Source organism: Xanthomonas sp. DAR 34887, assembly GCF_041245805.1.
Taxonomy (GTDB): Bacteria; Pseudomonadota; Gammaproteobacteria; order Xanthomonadales; family Xanthomonadaceae; genus Xanthomonas_A; species Xanthomonas_A tesorieronis.
In genome coordinates this window covers 2150327-2167357 of record NZ_CP162490.1, presented here as the reverse complement: position 1 = coordinate 2167357, position 17031 = coordinate 2150327, and the positions used below count along the sequence as shown (strand labels likewise).

Annotated in this window: 13 protein-coding genes; 5 read left to right on the top strand and 8 right to left on the bottom strand. The window is 67.9% G+C overall.

The window, feature by feature from the left end:
- Positions 1-82: 82 nt before the first annotated feature.
- The 5 genes from pheS to thrS all read right to left on the bottom strand — a co-directional run bounded on the left by pheS (position 83) and on the right by thrS (position 4843).
- Positions 83-1078: a phenylalanine--tRNA ligase subunit alpha gene (gene pheS / locus AB3X08_RS09205; RefSeq protein WP_369937777.1), complete on the bottom strand. Its 996-nt coding sequence runs from the start codon at positions 1076-1078 to the stop codon at positions 83-85.
- 199 nt (positions 1079-1277) lie between these two features.
- Positions 1278-1637: a 50S ribosomal protein L20 gene (rplT, locus tag AB3X08_RS09200; RefSeq protein ID WP_010342859.1), complete on the bottom strand. Its 360-nt coding sequence runs from the start codon at positions 1635-1637 to the stop codon at positions 1278-1280.
- A gap of 10 nt (positions 1638-1647) precedes the next feature.
- Positions 1648-1845 carry a 50S ribosomal protein L35 gene (gene rpmI / locus AB3X08_RS09195; protein ID WP_010342861.1) on the bottom strand — a complete coding sequence of 66 codons (198 nt, stop codon included), beginning with the start codon at positions 1843-1845 and terminating at the stop codon, positions 1648-1650.
- A 505-nt stretch (positions 1846-2350) separates the two neighbouring features.
- Positions 2351-2890 carry a translation initiation factor IF-3 gene (infC, locus tag AB3X08_RS09190; RefSeq protein ID WP_080601535.1) on the bottom strand — a complete coding sequence of 180 codons (540 nt, stop codon included), beginning with the start codon at positions 2888-2890 and terminating at the stop codon, positions 2351-2353.
- A gap of 48 nt (positions 2891-2938) precedes the next feature.
- Positions 2939-4843, bottom strand: a complete 1905-nt coding sequence (gene thrS, locus AB3X08_RS09185) for a threonine--tRNA ligase (protein ID WP_369937776.1) — start codon at positions 4841-4843, stop codon at positions 2939-2941.
- A gap of 403 nt (positions 4844-5246) precedes the next feature.
- On the opposite strand from thrS, the gene AB3X08_RS09180 reads away from it, so the two are divergent.
- The 4 genes from AB3X08_RS09180 (at position 5247) to AB3X08_RS09165 (ending at position 8673) form a co-directional block, all read left to right on the top strand.
- A complete protein-coding gene (locus AB3X08_RS09180) occupies positions 5247-6272 on the top strand; it encodes a LacI family DNA-binding transcriptional regulator (RefSeq protein WP_369938496.1) in 1026 nt (341 codons plus the stop codon).
- A gap of 256 nt (positions 6273-6528) precedes the next feature.
- A complete protein-coding gene (locus tag AB3X08_RS09175) occupies positions 6529-6828 on the top strand; it encodes a hypothetical protein (protein ID WP_369937775.1) in 300 nt (99 codons plus the stop codon).
- A complete protein-coding gene (locus AB3X08_RS09170; RefSeq protein WP_369937774.1) occupies positions 6825-7091 on the top strand; it encodes a hypothetical protein in 267 nt (88 codons plus the stop codon). Before AB3X08_RS09175 ends, AB3X08_RS09170 begins: the two co-directional genes overlap by 4 nt.
- A gap of 10 nt (positions 7092-7101) precedes the next feature.
- Complete coding sequence (locus tag AB3X08_RS09165; protein ID WP_369937773.1) at positions 7102-8673, top strand: PepSY-associated TM helix domain-containing protein; 1572 nt, start codon at positions 7102-7104, stop codon at positions 8671-8673.
- 220 nt (positions 8674-8893) lie between these two features.
- Here the strand turns inward: AB3X08_RS09165 and AB3X08_RS09160 are convergent, their stop codons facing one another.
- From AB3X08_RS09160 to AB3X08_RS09150, 3 genes are read right to left on the bottom strand one after another with little or no spacing between them, the layout of a single operon-like run.
- Positions 8894-10573: an alpha-amylase family glycosyl hydrolase gene (locus tag AB3X08_RS09160; protein ID WP_369937772.1), complete on the bottom strand. Its 1680-nt coding sequence runs from the start codon at positions 10571-10573 to the stop codon at positions 8894-8896.
- Entirely contained in the window at positions 10570-12063 is a 1494-nt protein-coding gene (locus tag AB3X08_RS09155; protein WP_369937771.1) for an MFS transporter, read from the bottom strand. Before AB3X08_RS09155 ends, AB3X08_RS09160 begins: the two co-directional genes overlap by 4 nt.
- Entirely contained in the window at positions 12060-14261 is a 2202-nt protein-coding gene (locus AB3X08_RS09150; protein WP_369937770.1) for a Six-hairpin glycosidase-like protein, read from the bottom strand. The genes AB3X08_RS09155 and AB3X08_RS09150 overlap by 4 nt, the downstream gene beginning before the upstream one ends.
- A gap of 289 nt (positions 14262-14550) precedes the next feature.
- On the opposite strand from AB3X08_RS09150, the gene AB3X08_RS09145 reads away from it, so the two are divergent.
- The gene (locus tag AB3X08_RS09145) at positions 14551-16608 is read left to right on the top strand and encodes a glycoside hydrolase family 97 protein (RefSeq protein ID WP_369938495.1); all 2058 of its coding nucleotides are present in this window, start codon (positions 14551-14553) and stop codon (positions 16606-16608) included.
- The last annotated feature ends 423 nt before the right edge of the window (positions 16609-17031 follow it).

Sequence of the window (17031 nt, the reverse complement as noted above, 5' to 3'; positions counted from 1 at the left end):
TAACAGCGGCTTCATGCGGGATCGGGAATCAGGATGGACCCGCTTTCGCGAATCCCCAATCCCCAATCCCAACTCCCAGCCGTCAAGCGAACTGCCTGAGGAACCGCACGTCGTTCTCGAAGAACGCGCGCAGGTCGTTGACGCCGTAGCGCAGCATCGCGAAGCGCTCCACGCCCATGCCGAAGGCGAAGCCGGTGTAGCGTTCCGGATCGATGCCGACGCTGCGCAGCACGTTCGGATGGACCATGCCGCAGCCGAGCACTTCCAGCCAGCGGGTGCTGCCGTCGGGCTGCTGCCAGGCGATGTCCACTTCCGCGCCGGGTTCGACGAACGGGAAATAGCTGGGGCGGAAGCGCATCTCGAAGTCGCGCTCGAAGAACGCGCGCACGAACTCGGACAAGGTGCCCTTGAGGTCGGCGAAGGTGGAATGCTCGTCGACCAGCAGACCTTCGACCTGATGGAACATCGGCGAATGGGTCTGGTCGCTGTCGCTACGGTAGACCTTGCCGGCGGCGATCATGCGCAGCGGTGGCGCATGCTCGCCCATGTAGCGCACCTGCACGCCGGAGGTATGCGTGCGCAGCAGGCGCCCGTCGCCGAAATAGAAGGTGTCGTGCATCGCCCGCGCCGGATGGTGCGGCGGAAAGTTCAGCGCCTCGAAGTTGTGCCAGTCGTCCTCGATCTCCGGGCCGTCGGACAGTTCGTAGCCCAGCCGCGCGAAGATCTCGGTGATGCGCTCCAGCGTGCGCGTGACCGGATGCAGCCCGCCGCGCTCGCCGCGCCGGCCCGGCAGGGTCACGTCGATGCGCTCGGCCGCCAGGCGCGCATCCATTGCTGCGCCTTCCAGCAGCGCGCGGCGTTCGGCCAGCGCCGCGGAGACCGCGTCGCGCGCCTGGTTGATCGCCTCGCCGGCCAGCTTGCGCTGCTCCGGCGGCAACGCGCCGAGCTGCTTCAGCTGCGCGGTGATGCTGCCGCTCTTGCCGAGCAGCGCGACCCGCAACTGCTCCAGCGCTTCGGGACTGGCCGCAGCGGCGATGTCCGCCAGCGCCTGCCCACTCAGGGATTGGATCTCACTCATTGCACTCGCGCCTCACTTCAGCCGACCACCCGCCCGGGATTCCGCCATCGGAAGACCACCCGGTACGGCATCGATCCCGATCTCGGGATGCACAAAACGCAAAAAGGGGAAGGACTCGCGCCCTTCCCCTGCATGTTGGCGATGGCGCCTCGTTGGAAACCCGCACATGGATGTGCAGGCTCCTGCGAGGGTCTCGCACTTATGCCGCCAGCGCGCCCTTTGCCTTCTCCGCCAAGGCGGCAAAGCCCTGTGCGTCGTGCACGGCGATGTCCGCCAGCACCTTGCGGTCCAGGGTGATGCCGGCCTTGAGCAGGCCATTCATGAAACGGCTGTAGCTCATGCCGTTGATGCGGGCCGCCGCATTGATGCGGGTGATCCACAGCGAACGGAAATTGCGCTTCTTCTGCTTGCGGCCGATGTAGGCGTACTGCTGCGCCTTGATCACCGCCTGCTTGGCGACGCGGAAGACCTTGCGACGGGCGTTGTAATAGCCCTTGGCGAGGTTCAGAACTTTCTTGTGACGACGGCGCGCCTGGACGCCACGCTTGACTCGAGCCATGGTTCAGTCCTCAGAGGTAGGGAAGCATACGGTCAAGACGGCCTGCATCCTCGGCACGAACGTGGTTCGTCTGCCGCAGGTTGCGCTTCCGCTTGGTCGCTTTCTTGGTGAGGATGTGGCTACGGTTGGCGTGGCCGGCCTTGTACTTGCCGGAGGCGGTCTTGCGGAAACGCTTGGCCGCCGCCCGGTTGGTCTTAATCTTGGGCATTGCAATGTCCTTGATGGTGTTTTGTCACTGGTCAGGGCGGTGGCTGCGCCACACTTTCCGTCCGTGCCCGTACCGGCTTGTAAGCCCTTGATCCTCAAAGAATCGGGGCGGGTCCTGTTGCCGCGCGAACGGCAAACCCGATGAACTGGGCCGCGCATTATGCCAGGGCTTGGAATGCCTTGCAAATCATGGATTTCCCGGGTGCCGGGAATGGGGAATGGGGAATGGGGAATCGGAAAAGGTGCGGCATCGGCTGGCTTGTCGCACCAGCAGACCGGGCACCGTTCGCAGGGCGTTGCGGCCCCGACCGGATAGCGGTTTTCTGGCCACCGCGTACGGCAACCGATGGGCGCAGCACATGGCTTCCACCCAGGCAGCGGGCAGCTACGCGCCTGCGTCATCAGGCGGCGGCAGAAAACGACGATCGGAAACACGAAGGGCGCCAACAGGCGCCCGGCGGCGGCCGCGCTCCCGCACTGGGCGGAGCGCGATCCTGAGCTGCTGGTCAGCGCTTCTTCGGCGCGATCATCATCACCATCTGCCGGCCTTCCAGGCGTGGGCGCGATTCGATGACGATGTCTTCGCCGAGATCGGCCTCGATCCGCGACGCCATTTCGCGCCCGAGTTCCTGGTGGCTCATTTCGCGGCCACGGAAACGGATGTTGACCTTGACCTTGTCGCCCTCTTCGAGGAAGCGGCGCATGTTGCGCAGCTTGATCTGGTAATCGCCCTCGTCCGTGACCGGACGGAACTTGATTTCCTTGATCTCGACCTGCTTGGTCTTCTTCTTGGCTTCGTTCGCCTTCTTCTGCTGCTCGAACTTGAACTTGCCGAAATCCATGATCTTGCAGACGGGCGGATCGGCCTGCGGCTGGATCTCGACCAGGTCGAGCCCATCCTCTTCGGCCAGCGCCAGCGCTTCGTCGCGGGTCAGGACGCCGACCATCTCGCCGTCCTTGCCGATCACGCGAACGCGCGGGACACGGATCTCTTGGTTCTTACGGTTCTGTTTGTTGTCAGGGGTACTGATGTTGCAATCTCCCAGGGGAATCGGACCGACGCGGGCGGAGGCTCCGCCCGCATCGGGGTTGTCTTACGCCAGTTGCTCGCCACGCAGCCGTTCGGCGAAGGCGGCAACCGACATGGTTCCCAAATCCTCCCCCGATCGCGTGCGGACTGCAATGGCGCCGTTTTCCTTCTCGCGGTCGCCCGCTACCAGCAGGTAAGGCACCCGCTGCAGCGTGTGTTCGCGAATCTTATAGCCGATTTTTTCGTTCCGCAAATCGGCCTCAATGCGGAAGCCTTGATTTGCAAGGAGTTTCCGCACGCTGTCTACGTAGTCGGCCTGGGCATCGGTGATGTTCATCACCATTGCCTGCACCGGCGACAGCCAGGCCGGGAACGCGCCGGCATGGTGTTCGATCAGGATGCCGATAAACCGCTCCATCGAGCCGACGATGGCCCGGTGCAGCATGACCGGGTGCTGCTTCTGGCTGTTCTCGTCCACGTACTCGGCGCCGAGGCGGCCGGGCATCATGAAGTCGACCTGCATCGTGCCCAGCTGCCAGGTGCGGCCGATGGCGTCCTTCAGGTGGTACTCGATCTTGGGGCCGTAGAAGGCGCCCTCGCCCGGCAGTTCCTGCCACTCCACGCCGCAGGCGCCGAGCGCGGCGCGCAGCGCGGCCTCGGCCTTGTCCCAGGTCGCGTCGTCGCCCAGGCGTTTTTCCGGGCGCAGCGCGATCTTGATCTGGATGTCGTCGAACCCGAAGTCGGCATACACCTTCAGCGCCTGCTGGTGGAACGCGGTGACCTCGGCCTCGATCTGCTGCTCGGTACAGAAGATGTGGCCGTCGTCCTGGGTGAAACCGCGCACGCGCAGGATGCCGTGCAGCGCGCCGGACGGCTCGTTGCGGTGGCAGGCGCCGAACTCGCCGTAGCGGATCGGCAGGTCGCGGTAGCTGTGCAGGCCCTGGTTGAACACCTGCACGTGGCCCGGGCAGTTCATCGGCTTGACCGCGTAGGTGCGCTTCTCCGACTCGGTGAAGAACATATTGTCCTGGTAGTTGTCCCAGTGGCCGGATTTCTGCCACAGCGATACGTCCAGGATCTGCGGGCAGCGCACCTCGCCGTAGCCGCTGTCGCGGTACACCTTGCGCATGTACTGCTCGACCACCTGCCAGATCGACCAGCCCTTCGGATGCCAGAACACCAGGCCCGGACCCTCTTCCTGCAGATGGAACAGGCCCTGCTGCTTGCCGATCTTGCGGTGGTCGCGCTTGTCCGCTTCCTCCATGCGCAGGATGTAGGCGTCCAGCTGCTTCTTGTCGGCCCAGGCGGTGCCGTAGATGCGCTGCAGCTGCTCGTTCTTGGCATCGCCGCGCCAGTAGGCGCCGGAGATGCGGGTCAGCTTGAACGCCTTGAGAAAGCGCGTGTTCGGCACGTGCGGGCCGCGGCACATGTCCACGTATTCCTGGTGGTAGTACAGGCCCATCGCGGTGACGTCGTCGGCCATGTCTTCGATCAGGCGCAGCTTGTAGTCCTCGCCGCGCTGGCGGAACAGCTCGATCACCTCGGCGCGCGGGGTCACCTTCTTGACCACGTCGTAGTCCTGCGCGATCAGCTCCTGCATGCGCTTTTCGATCGCCGCCATGTCCTCGGGGATGAACGGGCGCTCGCTGTAGATGTCGTAGTAGAAGCCCTCGGCGATGACCGGACCGATCACCATCTTGACCTCGGGGTACAGCTGCTTGACCGCATGCCCGACCAGGTGCGCGCAGGAGTGGCGGATGATCTCCACGCCCTCTTCGTCCTTGGCGGTGATCAGGCGCAGGCTGGCGTCGTGGTCGATGAGATCGCTGGCATCGACCAGGCGGCCGTCGACCTGGCCGGCGATGGTCGCCTTGGCCAGGCCCGGGCCGATGGACTGGGCCACGTCCATGGGGCTGACGGGGTGTTCGAATTCGCGGCGGCTGCCGTCGGGGAGCGTGATCGTGATCATGGGAGTCGGCAAGAAGGAAGGCGAGGCGGATCGGGCGTTTCCCGCCGCGCGCCGGACGTCGGCGGCGCAGGACGCGGGATACAAAGAAGGCGCCACAAGGGCGCCTGCTAGGACAGCCTTGGACGGGGGGTCATGCTGGGGCGATGGTAGTGCTCATGTCGCACGCTCGGCCGGCGTTGCCGCGGGCCACCCGTAGTTCCGCATTGAATAGTCGTGGAATGGTAAACCAATTCGGCCGGCTTGTGGATTTGCCCAACGGCAACGTCCGCAGCCATCCCGAATCCCGAATCCCGAATCCCGAATCCCGAATCCCGAATCCCGAGCCTACGCTGCACCGCAGCAAGTGCTATCCCGTACGCCATGGCATGCTTCGGCCTGTTTCCCTGCACTGCGAGCGCCCGTCATCAAAGGCAAGGCCACATCGCTCGATATCGCCTACCTGGCGGGCGTATCGCAGCCCACCGTGTCGCGTGCACTGCGCGGCAGCCCGGCGGTCAACGAGCAGACCCGGCGCAAGATCCTGGCGATCGCCAACGAGCTGAACTACAAGGTCGACAAGCACGCCTCCAGCCTGCGCCTGCGCAACGCCGGCACGCTGGCGCTGCTGTTCTTCGAAGACCCGACCACCGACGACTCGCTGATCAACCCGTTCTTCCACTCGATGCTGGGCTCGATCACCCGCGCCTGCGCGCGCCACGGCTACGACCTGCTGGTGTCGTTCCAGCAGTTGTCGGACAACTGGCGCGCCGATTACGGCGACAGCCAGAAGGCCGACGGCCTGATCCTGCTCGGCTATGGCGACTATCTGCAGGCGCAGCAGCGGCTGCAGCACCTGGTCGAGCAAGGCACCCATTTCGTGCGCTGGGGCGCGGTGCTGCCCGGGCAGCCGGGGGTGTCGATCGGCAGCGACAACTTCCAGGGCGGCCACGACATCACCGCGCACCTGCTGGCGCAAGGCTGCCGGCGCGTCGCCTTCCTCGGCGACGCCTCCAACCACTACCCCGAATTCCTCGAGCGCTATCGCGGCCATGCCCAGGCGCTGCGCGCAGCCGGATCGGACCTCGTTCCCGGCCTGCAGCTGGATGCGATCACCACCGAGCAATCCGGCTACGAAGCGGCGCTGGCGCTGCTGCGCGGCGGCGAACGCTTCGACGCGGTGTTCGCCGCCAGCGACCTGATCGCGATCGGCGCGCTGAAGGCCTTGCGCGAACACGGCCTGCGCGTGCCCGAAGACGTGGCCCTGGCCGGCTTCGACGACATTCCGATCGCCGCCTGCGTGGCGCCGGCGCTGTCGACCGTGCAGCAGGACACCAAGCTGGCCGGCGCGGTGCTGGTCGAGACGCTGCTGGCGCAGATCGCCGGGCAACCGGTCGCCAGCCGCACCCTGCCGGTGACGCTGGCGCTACGCGGCTCTTCGCTGCGCAGCTGATCCCGGCCGGTCCGCGGACGCGGCCGCAGACGCCCATTCATTTACCGTCGCCACGCTCACGCGCACCCGCCGCGTTTTCCTTAAGAAAGAAGAATGATTATCATCCGCGAGAGAGCGCCGCGGATCGCCGCGGCCGCGCGCCGCCTGGAATGCCGATGCCCCCTGCCTGCCCCGCTTCACACTCGACCTCCGCCCTCCCGCGCGCAGCCGCCACCGGCTGCAGTGCGGCGCGATCGGCAGCGTGGCTCGGCGCCCGATGAGCGCGACCATTGCCGGGTTCGTCCTGGCCGCCGTGTGTGCGGCGCTGTCCGCGCTGGCCCTGTACGCCGGCTCGCCGAACTGCCGCCTGGCCACTCTGCGGCGCCTGCGCCGGTTCGGCACCTGGCTGGGCCTGGCGCTGGCCGGTGCCTCGCTGGCGATATGGATCGCACACTTGGGCATCGGTGCCGGGCTGTGCGCGATGCTCGCCACCTGGATGCTGGCGCTGATGCTGGTCCCGACCTTCGGCGCATTGCGCGGCGAGTCCGACCACGGCGTGCGGAGCCGGCCGCGATGATGTGGAGCCGCGGACTGGCCGCGCTGATTCCCGGCTTCTTCCTGGCCACCGCGCTGACCGGCCTGGTCTGCTGGCTGCCGCCGGGGCCGTGGCAGCAGGCGCTGGTCCCCGCACTGATCGCGTTCGTGCCGCTGTGGGTGGGCGTGGCGATCGGCGCCTATTGCCTGGCCAGCGGGCACCGCGCCTGGAGCTGGCTGAGCGCGCTGGCGCTGGCCGGCTTCGCCCTGCTGTGGGCGCTGAAGACCTTGGGCTGGGCGCAATGAGGACATCCGCATGAAACTGCACGCCACCACGCTGCGCACCTTCACCGCGTTGCATACCTGGATGGGCCTGGTCGCCGGCTTCGCCTTGTTCGTCGCCTTCTATGCCGGCGCGATCACCGTGTTCCACCACGACCTGCCCCGCTGGCAATCGCAGCAAGTGGTGCCGGTGCAGAGCGTGGACGATGCGCAGCGCCTGCTCGATGCGACCTTGGCGCGGCATCCTCAGGCCAAGCCGATGCTCGGCATGCTGTTCCCCAGCAGCGAATTTCCCAAGGCGCTGATCTACTGGCCCGATGCCGAAGGCGTGTGGCAGATGGCCACGCTCGACGACCTGGAGGGCGGGCCGGACCTGCCGCAGGCGGGCCTGGCCACCCTGGTCAACGAACTGCACTACACGCTGGGCCTGCCGGTGGCCGGCGTCTATCTGATGGGCGTCGTCAGCCTGCTGTACGCGGTGGCGATCGTGTCCGGGGTCATCATCCATCTGCCGAAGCTGCTCAAGGACCTGTTCGCGCTGCGCCCGGGCCGCAATCTCAAGCAGTTCTGGCTGGACGCGCACAACGTGGTCGGGGTGCTGAGCCTGCCGCTGCACCTGATGTTCGCGGTGACCGGCGCGGTGCTGTGCCTGTCGCTGGTGCTGATGGCGGCGCTGAATCCGCTGGTCTTCGACGGCAAGGTGCAGGACGCGGTGCCGGTGGCGATGGACACCGCGCCGGTGCGCAGCGCCAGCGGCACGCGTGCAGCGTTGGGCACGCTGGCCGACTGGCGCGCACGCGCAGTCGCCGAGGCCCAGCGGCAAGGCCTGCACGATTTCGAGCCGGTGTACATGAAGCTGCAGCACGCTGGCGACAGCAACGCCACGGTGGAAATCAGCGGCGAATCGTCCGGCACGCTGGGGCCGACCGGAACGGTGGCGCTGGACGCGGCCAGCGGCAAGGTGATCGCCACCCAGCTGCCTGGCCGCCGCGACGCCAACCACGCCACGCTGACCTCGGCCTACGCGCTGCATTTCGGCGAGTACGGCAATGCGCTGGTGCCATGGCTGTATTTCCTGCTCGGCATCGGCGGCGCATTCCTGTTCTATTCGGGCAACCTGCTGTGGATCGAGTCGCGGCGCAAGCGCCGCCAGGCGCAGCAAGGCCGCGCGCAGATCAACATGGCGCGGGCTACGGTCGGCGTGTGCATCGGCCTGTGCGTGGCGATCTCGGCGGCGTTCGTCGCGGTACAGGTGCTGGAGCGGGCCGCGCCGGGCGCGGTGGATACCGGCATGCGCTGGACCTGCTTCGGCAGCTGGGCGCTGTGCGCGCTGTGGGCGGCGCTGCGCGCGCCGGCGCAGGCCGCGCGCGAGCTGCTGTGGACCGCGGCCGCAGTGACCGCGGCGATCCCGCTGGCGCACGGCCTGGCCAGCGGCTGGTGGATGTGGACCAGCGCCGCCGCCGGACAATGGCCGTTGTTCTGGGTCGACGGCATGGCCCTGGCGATGGCGCTGGGCTTCGCCGCGCTGGCGCGCGCGACCGCGCGCCGCGCACGGCATGGCGAACCGAACAGCGTTTGGGCCGAACCGCAGCCGGCAGCGGCATAAAACAGCGCCCGCTTTCTGTAGGAGCGGCTTCAGCCGCGATCAACGGAGCCGTCCCATCATCCGATTTCGCACGCCGTCGGGACTGAAGTCCCTCCCACAGCGCACCCAGCCTGCGCGCCATAGGCCGGTGTAGGAGCGGCTTCAGCCGCGACCGTGCGTTATCGGTAAAGCGCGGTCGCGGCTGAAGCCGCTCCTACAAAAAAAGCGTTAGAAGCAGACGCTATTGCGGCGATTCCACGCCATTCTTGGCCGCCATCAGCCACCCCAGCCGCGCACGCAGGTCCTGGCGCACGATCGGCGCATCGGAGACGAACACGCGCACCCCATGCGCCGGCACTTCGGCCCGCAACACGTCCGCGACCTCGACCGCGCTGCCGTCGAAGCCATCGCGCCAGGTGCCGGGTTGCAGGTAGCGGCGCACCTCCAGCGTCTTCGCCGTATCGCCCTTGTTGAGCAGGACCAGCGCGGTCTGGGTCGTGCCGGCGTGTTGGTACACGCGATAGAACACCGCCTCGTCGCCGGACAGGCGCAGGTTGAGCTGCAGTCCGCGCTGCAGCGCCGGCGTGCGTTGCCGCAGCAGCGCGATGCGCTGCAACGGCGCGAAGATCGCGCTCTGCGGCGCCGCATCCACCCGTTCCTGGCCGAAATAATTGCGATTGCCCGCGTGCTCGGCGCGGCCGCGCATGAAGCCGGTTTCCGAGCCGTAGTAGATCACCGGAATGCCGCGCGCCGTGAACAGCCAGTTGTGCGCATCGATGAAGCCGGCATCGCTGGCGTCCAGCCGCGCCATGTCGTGGTTGTCGTAGAAGGTCATCAGCTCGTACGGATTCGCATACGGGCCGCGCTCCAGGTAGAGCGGCGCCTGCAATTGCTCGAAGCCGCCGCGCGCATGCCCGAACACCGTGGCCAGCGCCTGCTTCAGCGGGAAATCCAGCACGCTGACCCCGGCATTGCGCGCCCAGGTGTGCCCGGCGATCTTGCGCGCGTCGTAGTCGAAGGCTTCGCCGAACATGAACATGCCCGGCCGCTGCGCGCGGATGCGGCGCACGAACTCGTGCCAGAAGCTGTCCGGCATCCAGCCGATGGTGTCGATGCGGAAGGCGTCGGCACCCTGCCCCAGCCATTGCGAATAGGCGCCGACCAGGTACTCCATCACCGCCGGATTGCGCTCGTTGAAATCGGACAGTTCGGCCAGATTGCCGCCGGTGTTGTAGAACGCGTGCAGCGGGTTGTGCACCGGATCCAGCTTGGCCGGCGGCAGGTTCTGGTGATCGGCGACGAGCTTGCCGTCGCGATCGAACACCTGGCCGAACATCGGCTGCCGCTTGGGCATCGTGTACGCCGGCGAGCCATGGTTGCCGACGATGTCCAGCACCACCTTCAGCTGTTGCGCATGCATCGCCTGGGTGAAACCGGCGAAGTCCAGTCCCGGGCTGGGCAGGTGTTCGTCCAGCTTGTAGAAATTGACGCCCCAATAGCCGTGGTAGCCGGTCTTGCCGCGGTCGCTCAGGTTGCTGCCCCAACTGATCGGCTTGCCGCCGGTGAACGCTTCGTCGGGATTGTCGACGATCGGCGTGATCCACACCGCACCGAAACCCAGGCCGCGGATATAGCCGGCGTTGTCGACCACACCCTTGAAGTCGCCGCCCAGGTAGCCGATGTTGTCGCTCTCGCCCGGCGGCGCCGGCAACGGAATGTCGAAGGTGCGGTGCGCGCCGCCCTGGTCGCGGTGATCGTTGCCCGGATCGCCGTTAACGAAGCGGTCGGTGACCACGAAGTACACCGCCTCGCTGGCGAACGGCTCCAGCGTGCCGTAGTACTCCGCCGCGGCCTGCGCACGCGCCGGCGGCACGACGGCGCCCAGCAAGGCCAGCGCCAGCAGCGAAATCCGATACGTCATTGCCTTGCTCCGTGTTCGGCGGGAACCCGCAGCACGCACAGCGCCGCCACCAGCAGGCTGGCGCCGCCGATGCCCAGCGCGTACAGCGGGCGGCCGCCGAGCCAGTGCGTGAGCACGAAGCCCAGCACGCTGACCGCGACCAGCTGCGGGATCACGATGAAGAAATTGAAGATGCCCATGTACACGCCCATCTTCGCCGCCGGCACGCTGTCGGACAGCAAGGCGTACGGCAGCGACAGGATCGACGCCCAGGCGAAGCCGACGCCCAGCATCGACAGCAGCAGCCACTGCGGATCGCGGATCCACAGGAACGACAGCAAGCCGGCCGCGCCCAGGCACAGGTTGATCAGATGGCTGACGCGCAGGCCGACCGCGCGTACCAGCAGCGGAATGGCGATCGCCGCCAGCGCGGCGAAGCCGTTGTACGCGCCGAACAGCACCCCCACCCAGTTCGCGCCGTCGTTGTAGGCCGCGGAGGCGGTATCGGTGGCGCCGTAATGCGTCTGCGTCACCGCCGCGGTGGTGTAGATCCACATCGCGAACAACGCGAACCACGAGAAGAACTGCACCCAGGCCAGGCGCCGCATCGCCTGCGGCATCGTCTGCACGTCGTGCATGATCGTGGCCAGCATGTGCCCGGGCCGCAGCCGCGGCGCCAGCCAGCGCAGCAATCCATAGGCGGCGAACAGGCCGGCCAGCACATACAGCATGCGGTCGCCGCCGCTCCAGGCGATCGCCGCCGCGCCGGCCAGGCCGAGTACCAGCCACGTCGCCGCGGCGGCATCGGCGCGTGGCAGCGCCGACGCGGATGCGGCAGTGTGCGACGACGGCGCGTCGTCGAAGCTGTGCAGGGCCTCGGGCGGATACTCGCGTGTCCGCAGCACGGTCCAGCCGATCGAAAGGAACAGCACCGCGCCGCCCAGATAGAACGCATAGCGCACCGTGTCCGGCACATGCCGCGGCGCCGCGGTATTGCTCACGCCCCACTGCGCCAGCAGCCACGGCAGCATGCTCGCCACCACCGCGCCCACGCCGATGAAGAAACTCTGCATCGCATAGCCGCTGGCGCGCTGGCGTTGCGGCAGCTGGTCGCCGACGAAGGCGCGGAACGGTTCCATCGAGATATTGATCGACGCATCCAGGATCCACAGCGTGCCGGCCGCCACCCACAGCGCCGGCGCGTTCGGCATCACCAGCAGCGCCAGCGTGGTGAACAGCGCGCCGACCATGAAATACGGACGGCGCCGGCCGAACCGGTTCCAGGTGCGATCGGACAGATAGCCGACGATCGGCTGCACGATCAGCCCGGTCAGCGGCGCGGCGATCCACAGCCCCGGCACCTGCTCCATGTCCGCGCCCAGGGTCTGGAAGATGCGGCTGGCGTTGGCGTTCTGCAGCGCGAAGCCGAACTGGATACCGAGGAAGCCGAAGCACATGTTCCAGATCTGCCAGAACGACAGCGCCGGCTTGGCACGCGGCAGCGCGCTCATCGGCGCACCTGTGCGGCGCCGGCCGGCGCGATCAGCAGTGCGGCGACGTCGGCCGCATTGACCACGCCGTCGGCGCCACCCTGGCCGCCGGTGTAGCGCGCGAAGTGCTGCAACGCGCTCATGTTCGCCGCAGGCGCGAGGCGGATGCGGCAGGCCTGTCCGGCCTTGAGCGCGAACACCGCGGCGGTGGAATCCTGTTCGCCGACGCTGTGCGGCATCACCACCGGCATGCGCTGCGGCGCGGCATCGCCGCATTGCAGGTGCAGCTGTTTCACCGCGGCGGTGACGCCGGTATTGATCGGGCCATGCGCGTTGACGTAGCGCAGGCTCAGCCGATATTCGCCATCGCGCGGCGCGGTCCAGCGCCAGTCGTCGCCGCCGCTGAGGCGGACCACGTCGCCGACGCAGACGCTGGGGCTGTGCAGCGATTCCCAATGCGCATCGCGCCGGGTCAGGCTCAGGCACTGCACCTGCTCGCGCAGCGGCAAGCGCGCGCCGTCGGCGGCGCCTGGGCGGCGCTGTCCATCGACGTACAGCACCGTGTCGGCGGCGGCCGCGACGCGCCAGCCCTGCGCATCGCGGTCCACGCGCGGCGCTGGCGGTGCGAGCGGGGCGAACGCCTCGGCAGCGGCGAGCAGCGGCACTGGCGTACTCGCCGTGCCGCGCGCCACCAGCTGCACGGTGGTGACGCCGTCATGGGTGCGCGTGTCGCCGGCCACCAGCAGGTCGCCATGCAGCTGCGCAGGCCTCCGCAGCACGATGCGCCGATCGCGCAGCTGCAGCGCGATCTCGTCGCGCTCGCCGAACAGCATCGGCACCAGGCTCACCGGCAGCTTCGGCGCCACGCTGCCGTCGTCTTCGACGCCGAATACGCCTTCGATCACCATCGCCAGATAGCCGGCGACCGACCACAACTGCCGCGGCGAATTGACCACCGGCCCGCTGAGCGGGCCATCGTCCACATGCGCGGCCTGGCTCAGGAATTCGTAGTTCTCCATGTTCGAGCCGGCCAGCGCCGCGCCGCGCAGCAACGACTGCACTTCGAAGGCGATGCGCGCACTGTCGTCGGTATGCCGCGCCGCGCGTAGCGCGTAGGCGCTGACGAACGGCCAGATCGCGCGGTTGTGGTAGATCGGCACATCCCGCTGTTGCGGCCAGACCACCGGACTGCCGGCCTCGACCGCCGGGTAGCGCGCCAGCGCCTGGCGCGCGCGTTCGCGCGGCAGCACGTCGGCCAGCACCGCCAGCGACAGGCCGAGCAGGTCGTAGCTTTCGTAGGCCACCGGATGCGCGGCGCTGCCGAGGTAGCTGACGTAGGTGCCGCGGTCCTCGCGCCAGAAGCGCTGCGCGATCGCCTGCCGCAGCGCGTCCGCCCAGCCGGCATAGCGTGCCGCGGCGGCGCTGTCGCCGTGCCCGCGCGCCAGCCGCTCGCCCAGCCGCAGCGCCTGGTAATGCAGCACATTGGTGGACAGGGCGAACGACTCGGCGATGAAGCGCACGTCGTTGCGGGTCCAGGCCGGATAGGTCTGCTCGCGCCAATCCAGGAACGAGGTCTCGCCGCGGTACAGGCCGATGCGCGGGTCGAAGGCGAATTCGCGGTCCTGCGCCAGGGTCGCATCGAGCGCGGCGCGGGTGTCGGCGGCGAACTGCGCATCGTCGAGCAGATGCCGCGCGGCCAGGAACCAGACCACGCGGTCGCTGCTCACCGGCCAGCTGCCGCCGGAGCCGGTGTCCTGGGCCACGAACACGCCCGGCAGCGCATCCGCGCCGCGCATCGCCGACAGCTTGAAGCGCAGCGAGCGCCGCGTGCGCTGCGGATCCAGCCGCGCCAGCGCCAGATCGGCGGCATAGCTGACGTCGCGGGTCCACACGTAGGGCCAGCGCTCGCCGGTCTGGTAGCAGTCGCATGGCAGCGGCTTGCCGTGGTCGAAGGCCGGATCGCGGATCGCATCGACCTGGTCGTCGCGCAACTCCTGCTGCGCCAGCGCGAACAGCGCATCGAACAGCACACTGGCGGTCTCGCTGCGCAACGGCTGCGCCGCCAGCGTGCGCGTGCCCTGCGCCGAACTCAGCACGAAGCCGCCATCGGCAGTGGCCGCGGCCTGTGCGGTCTGGCCGCGCCATTGCAACGACGTCTGCCACGCAGACGCCGACACCGCTGCACCCAAGGTGGCGGCCAAGCAAATCATCTTCAGCATCGAAGCGGCGGACCGGCTCGCGCCTGTCGGCCTCCCTCCCTCTTTGCCTGTAGTGTGGGTTCGCCGCACCGGCATGCCGGTACCGCGCTCGCCGCCTCTTCGAGAAGCGCTGCGGACATGGTAGACGCGCCGCAGCGCACCGCGCGAATCTGCATACGTATTCATCGCCTTGGCCGCGGCGGGCTGGCAGCGCCTCGCTATAGTCGCCGCACCTGCAATGGCCGCCTTGGGAGGGGATATGCCGCAGTTTCATGCCATGCCATGCGTGCGGCCCTCGTCGCCCCTGCGGATGTTGCTCGCGGCCGCACTGTTGTGCATCGCACCGCTGCTGCGCGCAGAACCCCGCACCGTGGCCAGCGTGGACTCGCCGGGCAAGGTGCTGCAGGTCGCGCTGCAACTGGACGACGGCAAGCCCAGCTACCGCGTGCAGCGCCTGGGCGACAGCGTGATCGGCGAATCCAGGCTGGGCTTCCAGTTGCGCGACGGGCGCCTGGATCGCGACCTGGCGGTACTGGCGCAGGCCACCCGCAGCGTTGACGAGACCTGGGAACAGCCGTGGGGCGAGCGCCGCTACGTGCGCAACCATTACAACGAATTGCGCGTGGAACTGGGCGAGCGCAGCGGACTGCGGCGGCGCTTCGCGGTCGTGTTCCGGGTCTACGACGACGGCCTGGGCTTCCGCTACAGCTTCCCGCAGCAAGCCGGCCTGCGCGAGGCGATCATCGACGAGGAACTGACCGAATTCGACATCGTGCCGGAAGCGACCGCCTGGTGGATCCCGGCCGGCGAGCCGATCCACTACGAATACCTGTACCGGCAGACGCCGTTGAACCAGGTCGCGCTGGCGCATACGCCGATCACCTTGCGCAGCCGCGACGGCTTGCACATTGCCCTGCACGAGGCCGCTCTGGTCGATTACGCCGGGATGTGGCTGCGCCGCGGCGACGGCCAGCGCCTGCATGCGCAGTTGTCGCCATCGGCCGAGGGCTGGAAGGTCAAGCGCAGCCTGCCGTTCGACACGCCGTGGCGCACCGTGCAGATCGCCGACCACGCCGGCGGCCTGGTCGATTCCAACCTGATCCTCAACCTCAACGAGCCCAATGCGCTGGGCGACGTGAGCTGGGTGCATCCAGCCAAGTACGTGGGCGTGTGGTGGTCGATGCATTTGAACCAGGAAACCTGGGCGACCGGACCGAAGCATGGCGCGACCACCGCCAACACCCGCCGCTACATCGACTTCGCCGCCGCGCACGGCTTCCGCGGCGTGCTGGTGGAAGGCTGGAATCCTGGCTGGAACGGCGAATGGTTCGGCAACGGCGGCAGCTTCGATTTCACCCGACCTACCGCGGATTTCGACATCGAAGCGCTCAGCGCCTATGCCGCCCAGCGCGGCGTGCACCTGATCGGCCATCACGAGACCGGCTGCGCGGTGCAGCACTACGAAGACCAGCTGGACGCCGCCCTGGACCTGTATGCGCGCCTGGGCGTGGACACGTTCAAGACCGGCTACGTCTGCGACGACGGCCAGGTGGACCGGCGCAATCCGGCCGGCGGACCGCTGTGGCGCGAATGGCACGACGGCCAGTTCATGGCGCAGCATCACCTGAGGGTGGTGCGCGACGCCGCGGCGCGACACCTGTCGGTCAACGCGCACGAGCCGATCAAGGACACCGGCCTGCGCCGCACCTATCCCAACTGGCTGTCGCGCGAAGGTGCGCGCGGCATGGAATACAACGCCTGGGGACAACCGCCGAACCCGCCCGAGCACGAGGTCAACCTGGTCTTCACCCGTATGCTGGCCGGGCCGATGGACTACACCCCCGGTATCCTCAGCCTGAAAGGTCGCGGCGGGCAGCCGATCCCCAGCACGCTGGCGCGGCAGCTGGCGCTGTACGTGGCGATCTACAGCCCGATCCAGATGGCCGCCGACCTGCCCGAGCATTACCTGCAGCACCGCGACGCGTTCCGCTTCATCGAGGACGTGGCGGTGGACTGGGACGACAGCCGCGTCCTCGATGGCGAAGTCGGCGACTACGTGACCATCGTGCGCAAGGATCGCCACAGCCGCGACTGGTACCTAGGCAGCATCACCGACGAACACGGCCGGGTGCTGCCGGTGTCGCTGTCGTTCCTGGAACCGGGCGTGCGCTATCGCGCCGAGATCTACCGCGACGGCGACGCCGCCGACTACCGCAGCAATCCATTCGACTTCGTGCGCGAGCAGCGCGAGGTCGGCAGCGCCGATTCTCTGGAGCTGAAGCTGGCACCGGGCGGCGGCCAAGCGATCCGCTTCACGCCGCTGGACGCCGCGGCCGCTGCCAAGGGCGATCCAGCGGCGCGCCGCTAGCCCCCTTCGGCTCCGAACCGAGTCGCTGGATCACGTTACCTGTAGGAGCGGCTTCAGCCGCGACGGGCTTTACCGATAGAGCCCGCAAGAACGGGGCCTCCCCCAACCCTGCTATCGCCCAGGCGATCGGCAGGGTTCTGCCTCGCGCAAATGCGTGACGGATCCGTGCACTGCCACCTTTCCGTCAACCGAACATGCCGCGCGCGAACGCTTGCCGCCTTGCCCCTTAACGCTCGCCACGCCCACATCCGCATCTTTCTCCCGGACATCCGCTCTGCGCATGCGTCGACTGCCGCCATGGCATACCGCGCATTCGAGCACTTCGCAGCGCGCCGGCCAGCAAGTTCCCGCACGCCGCCTTCACGATCACGACACTGGCACGCGTTGCCGCCCTACGACATCGTCACCGTGGAATCGATTCCA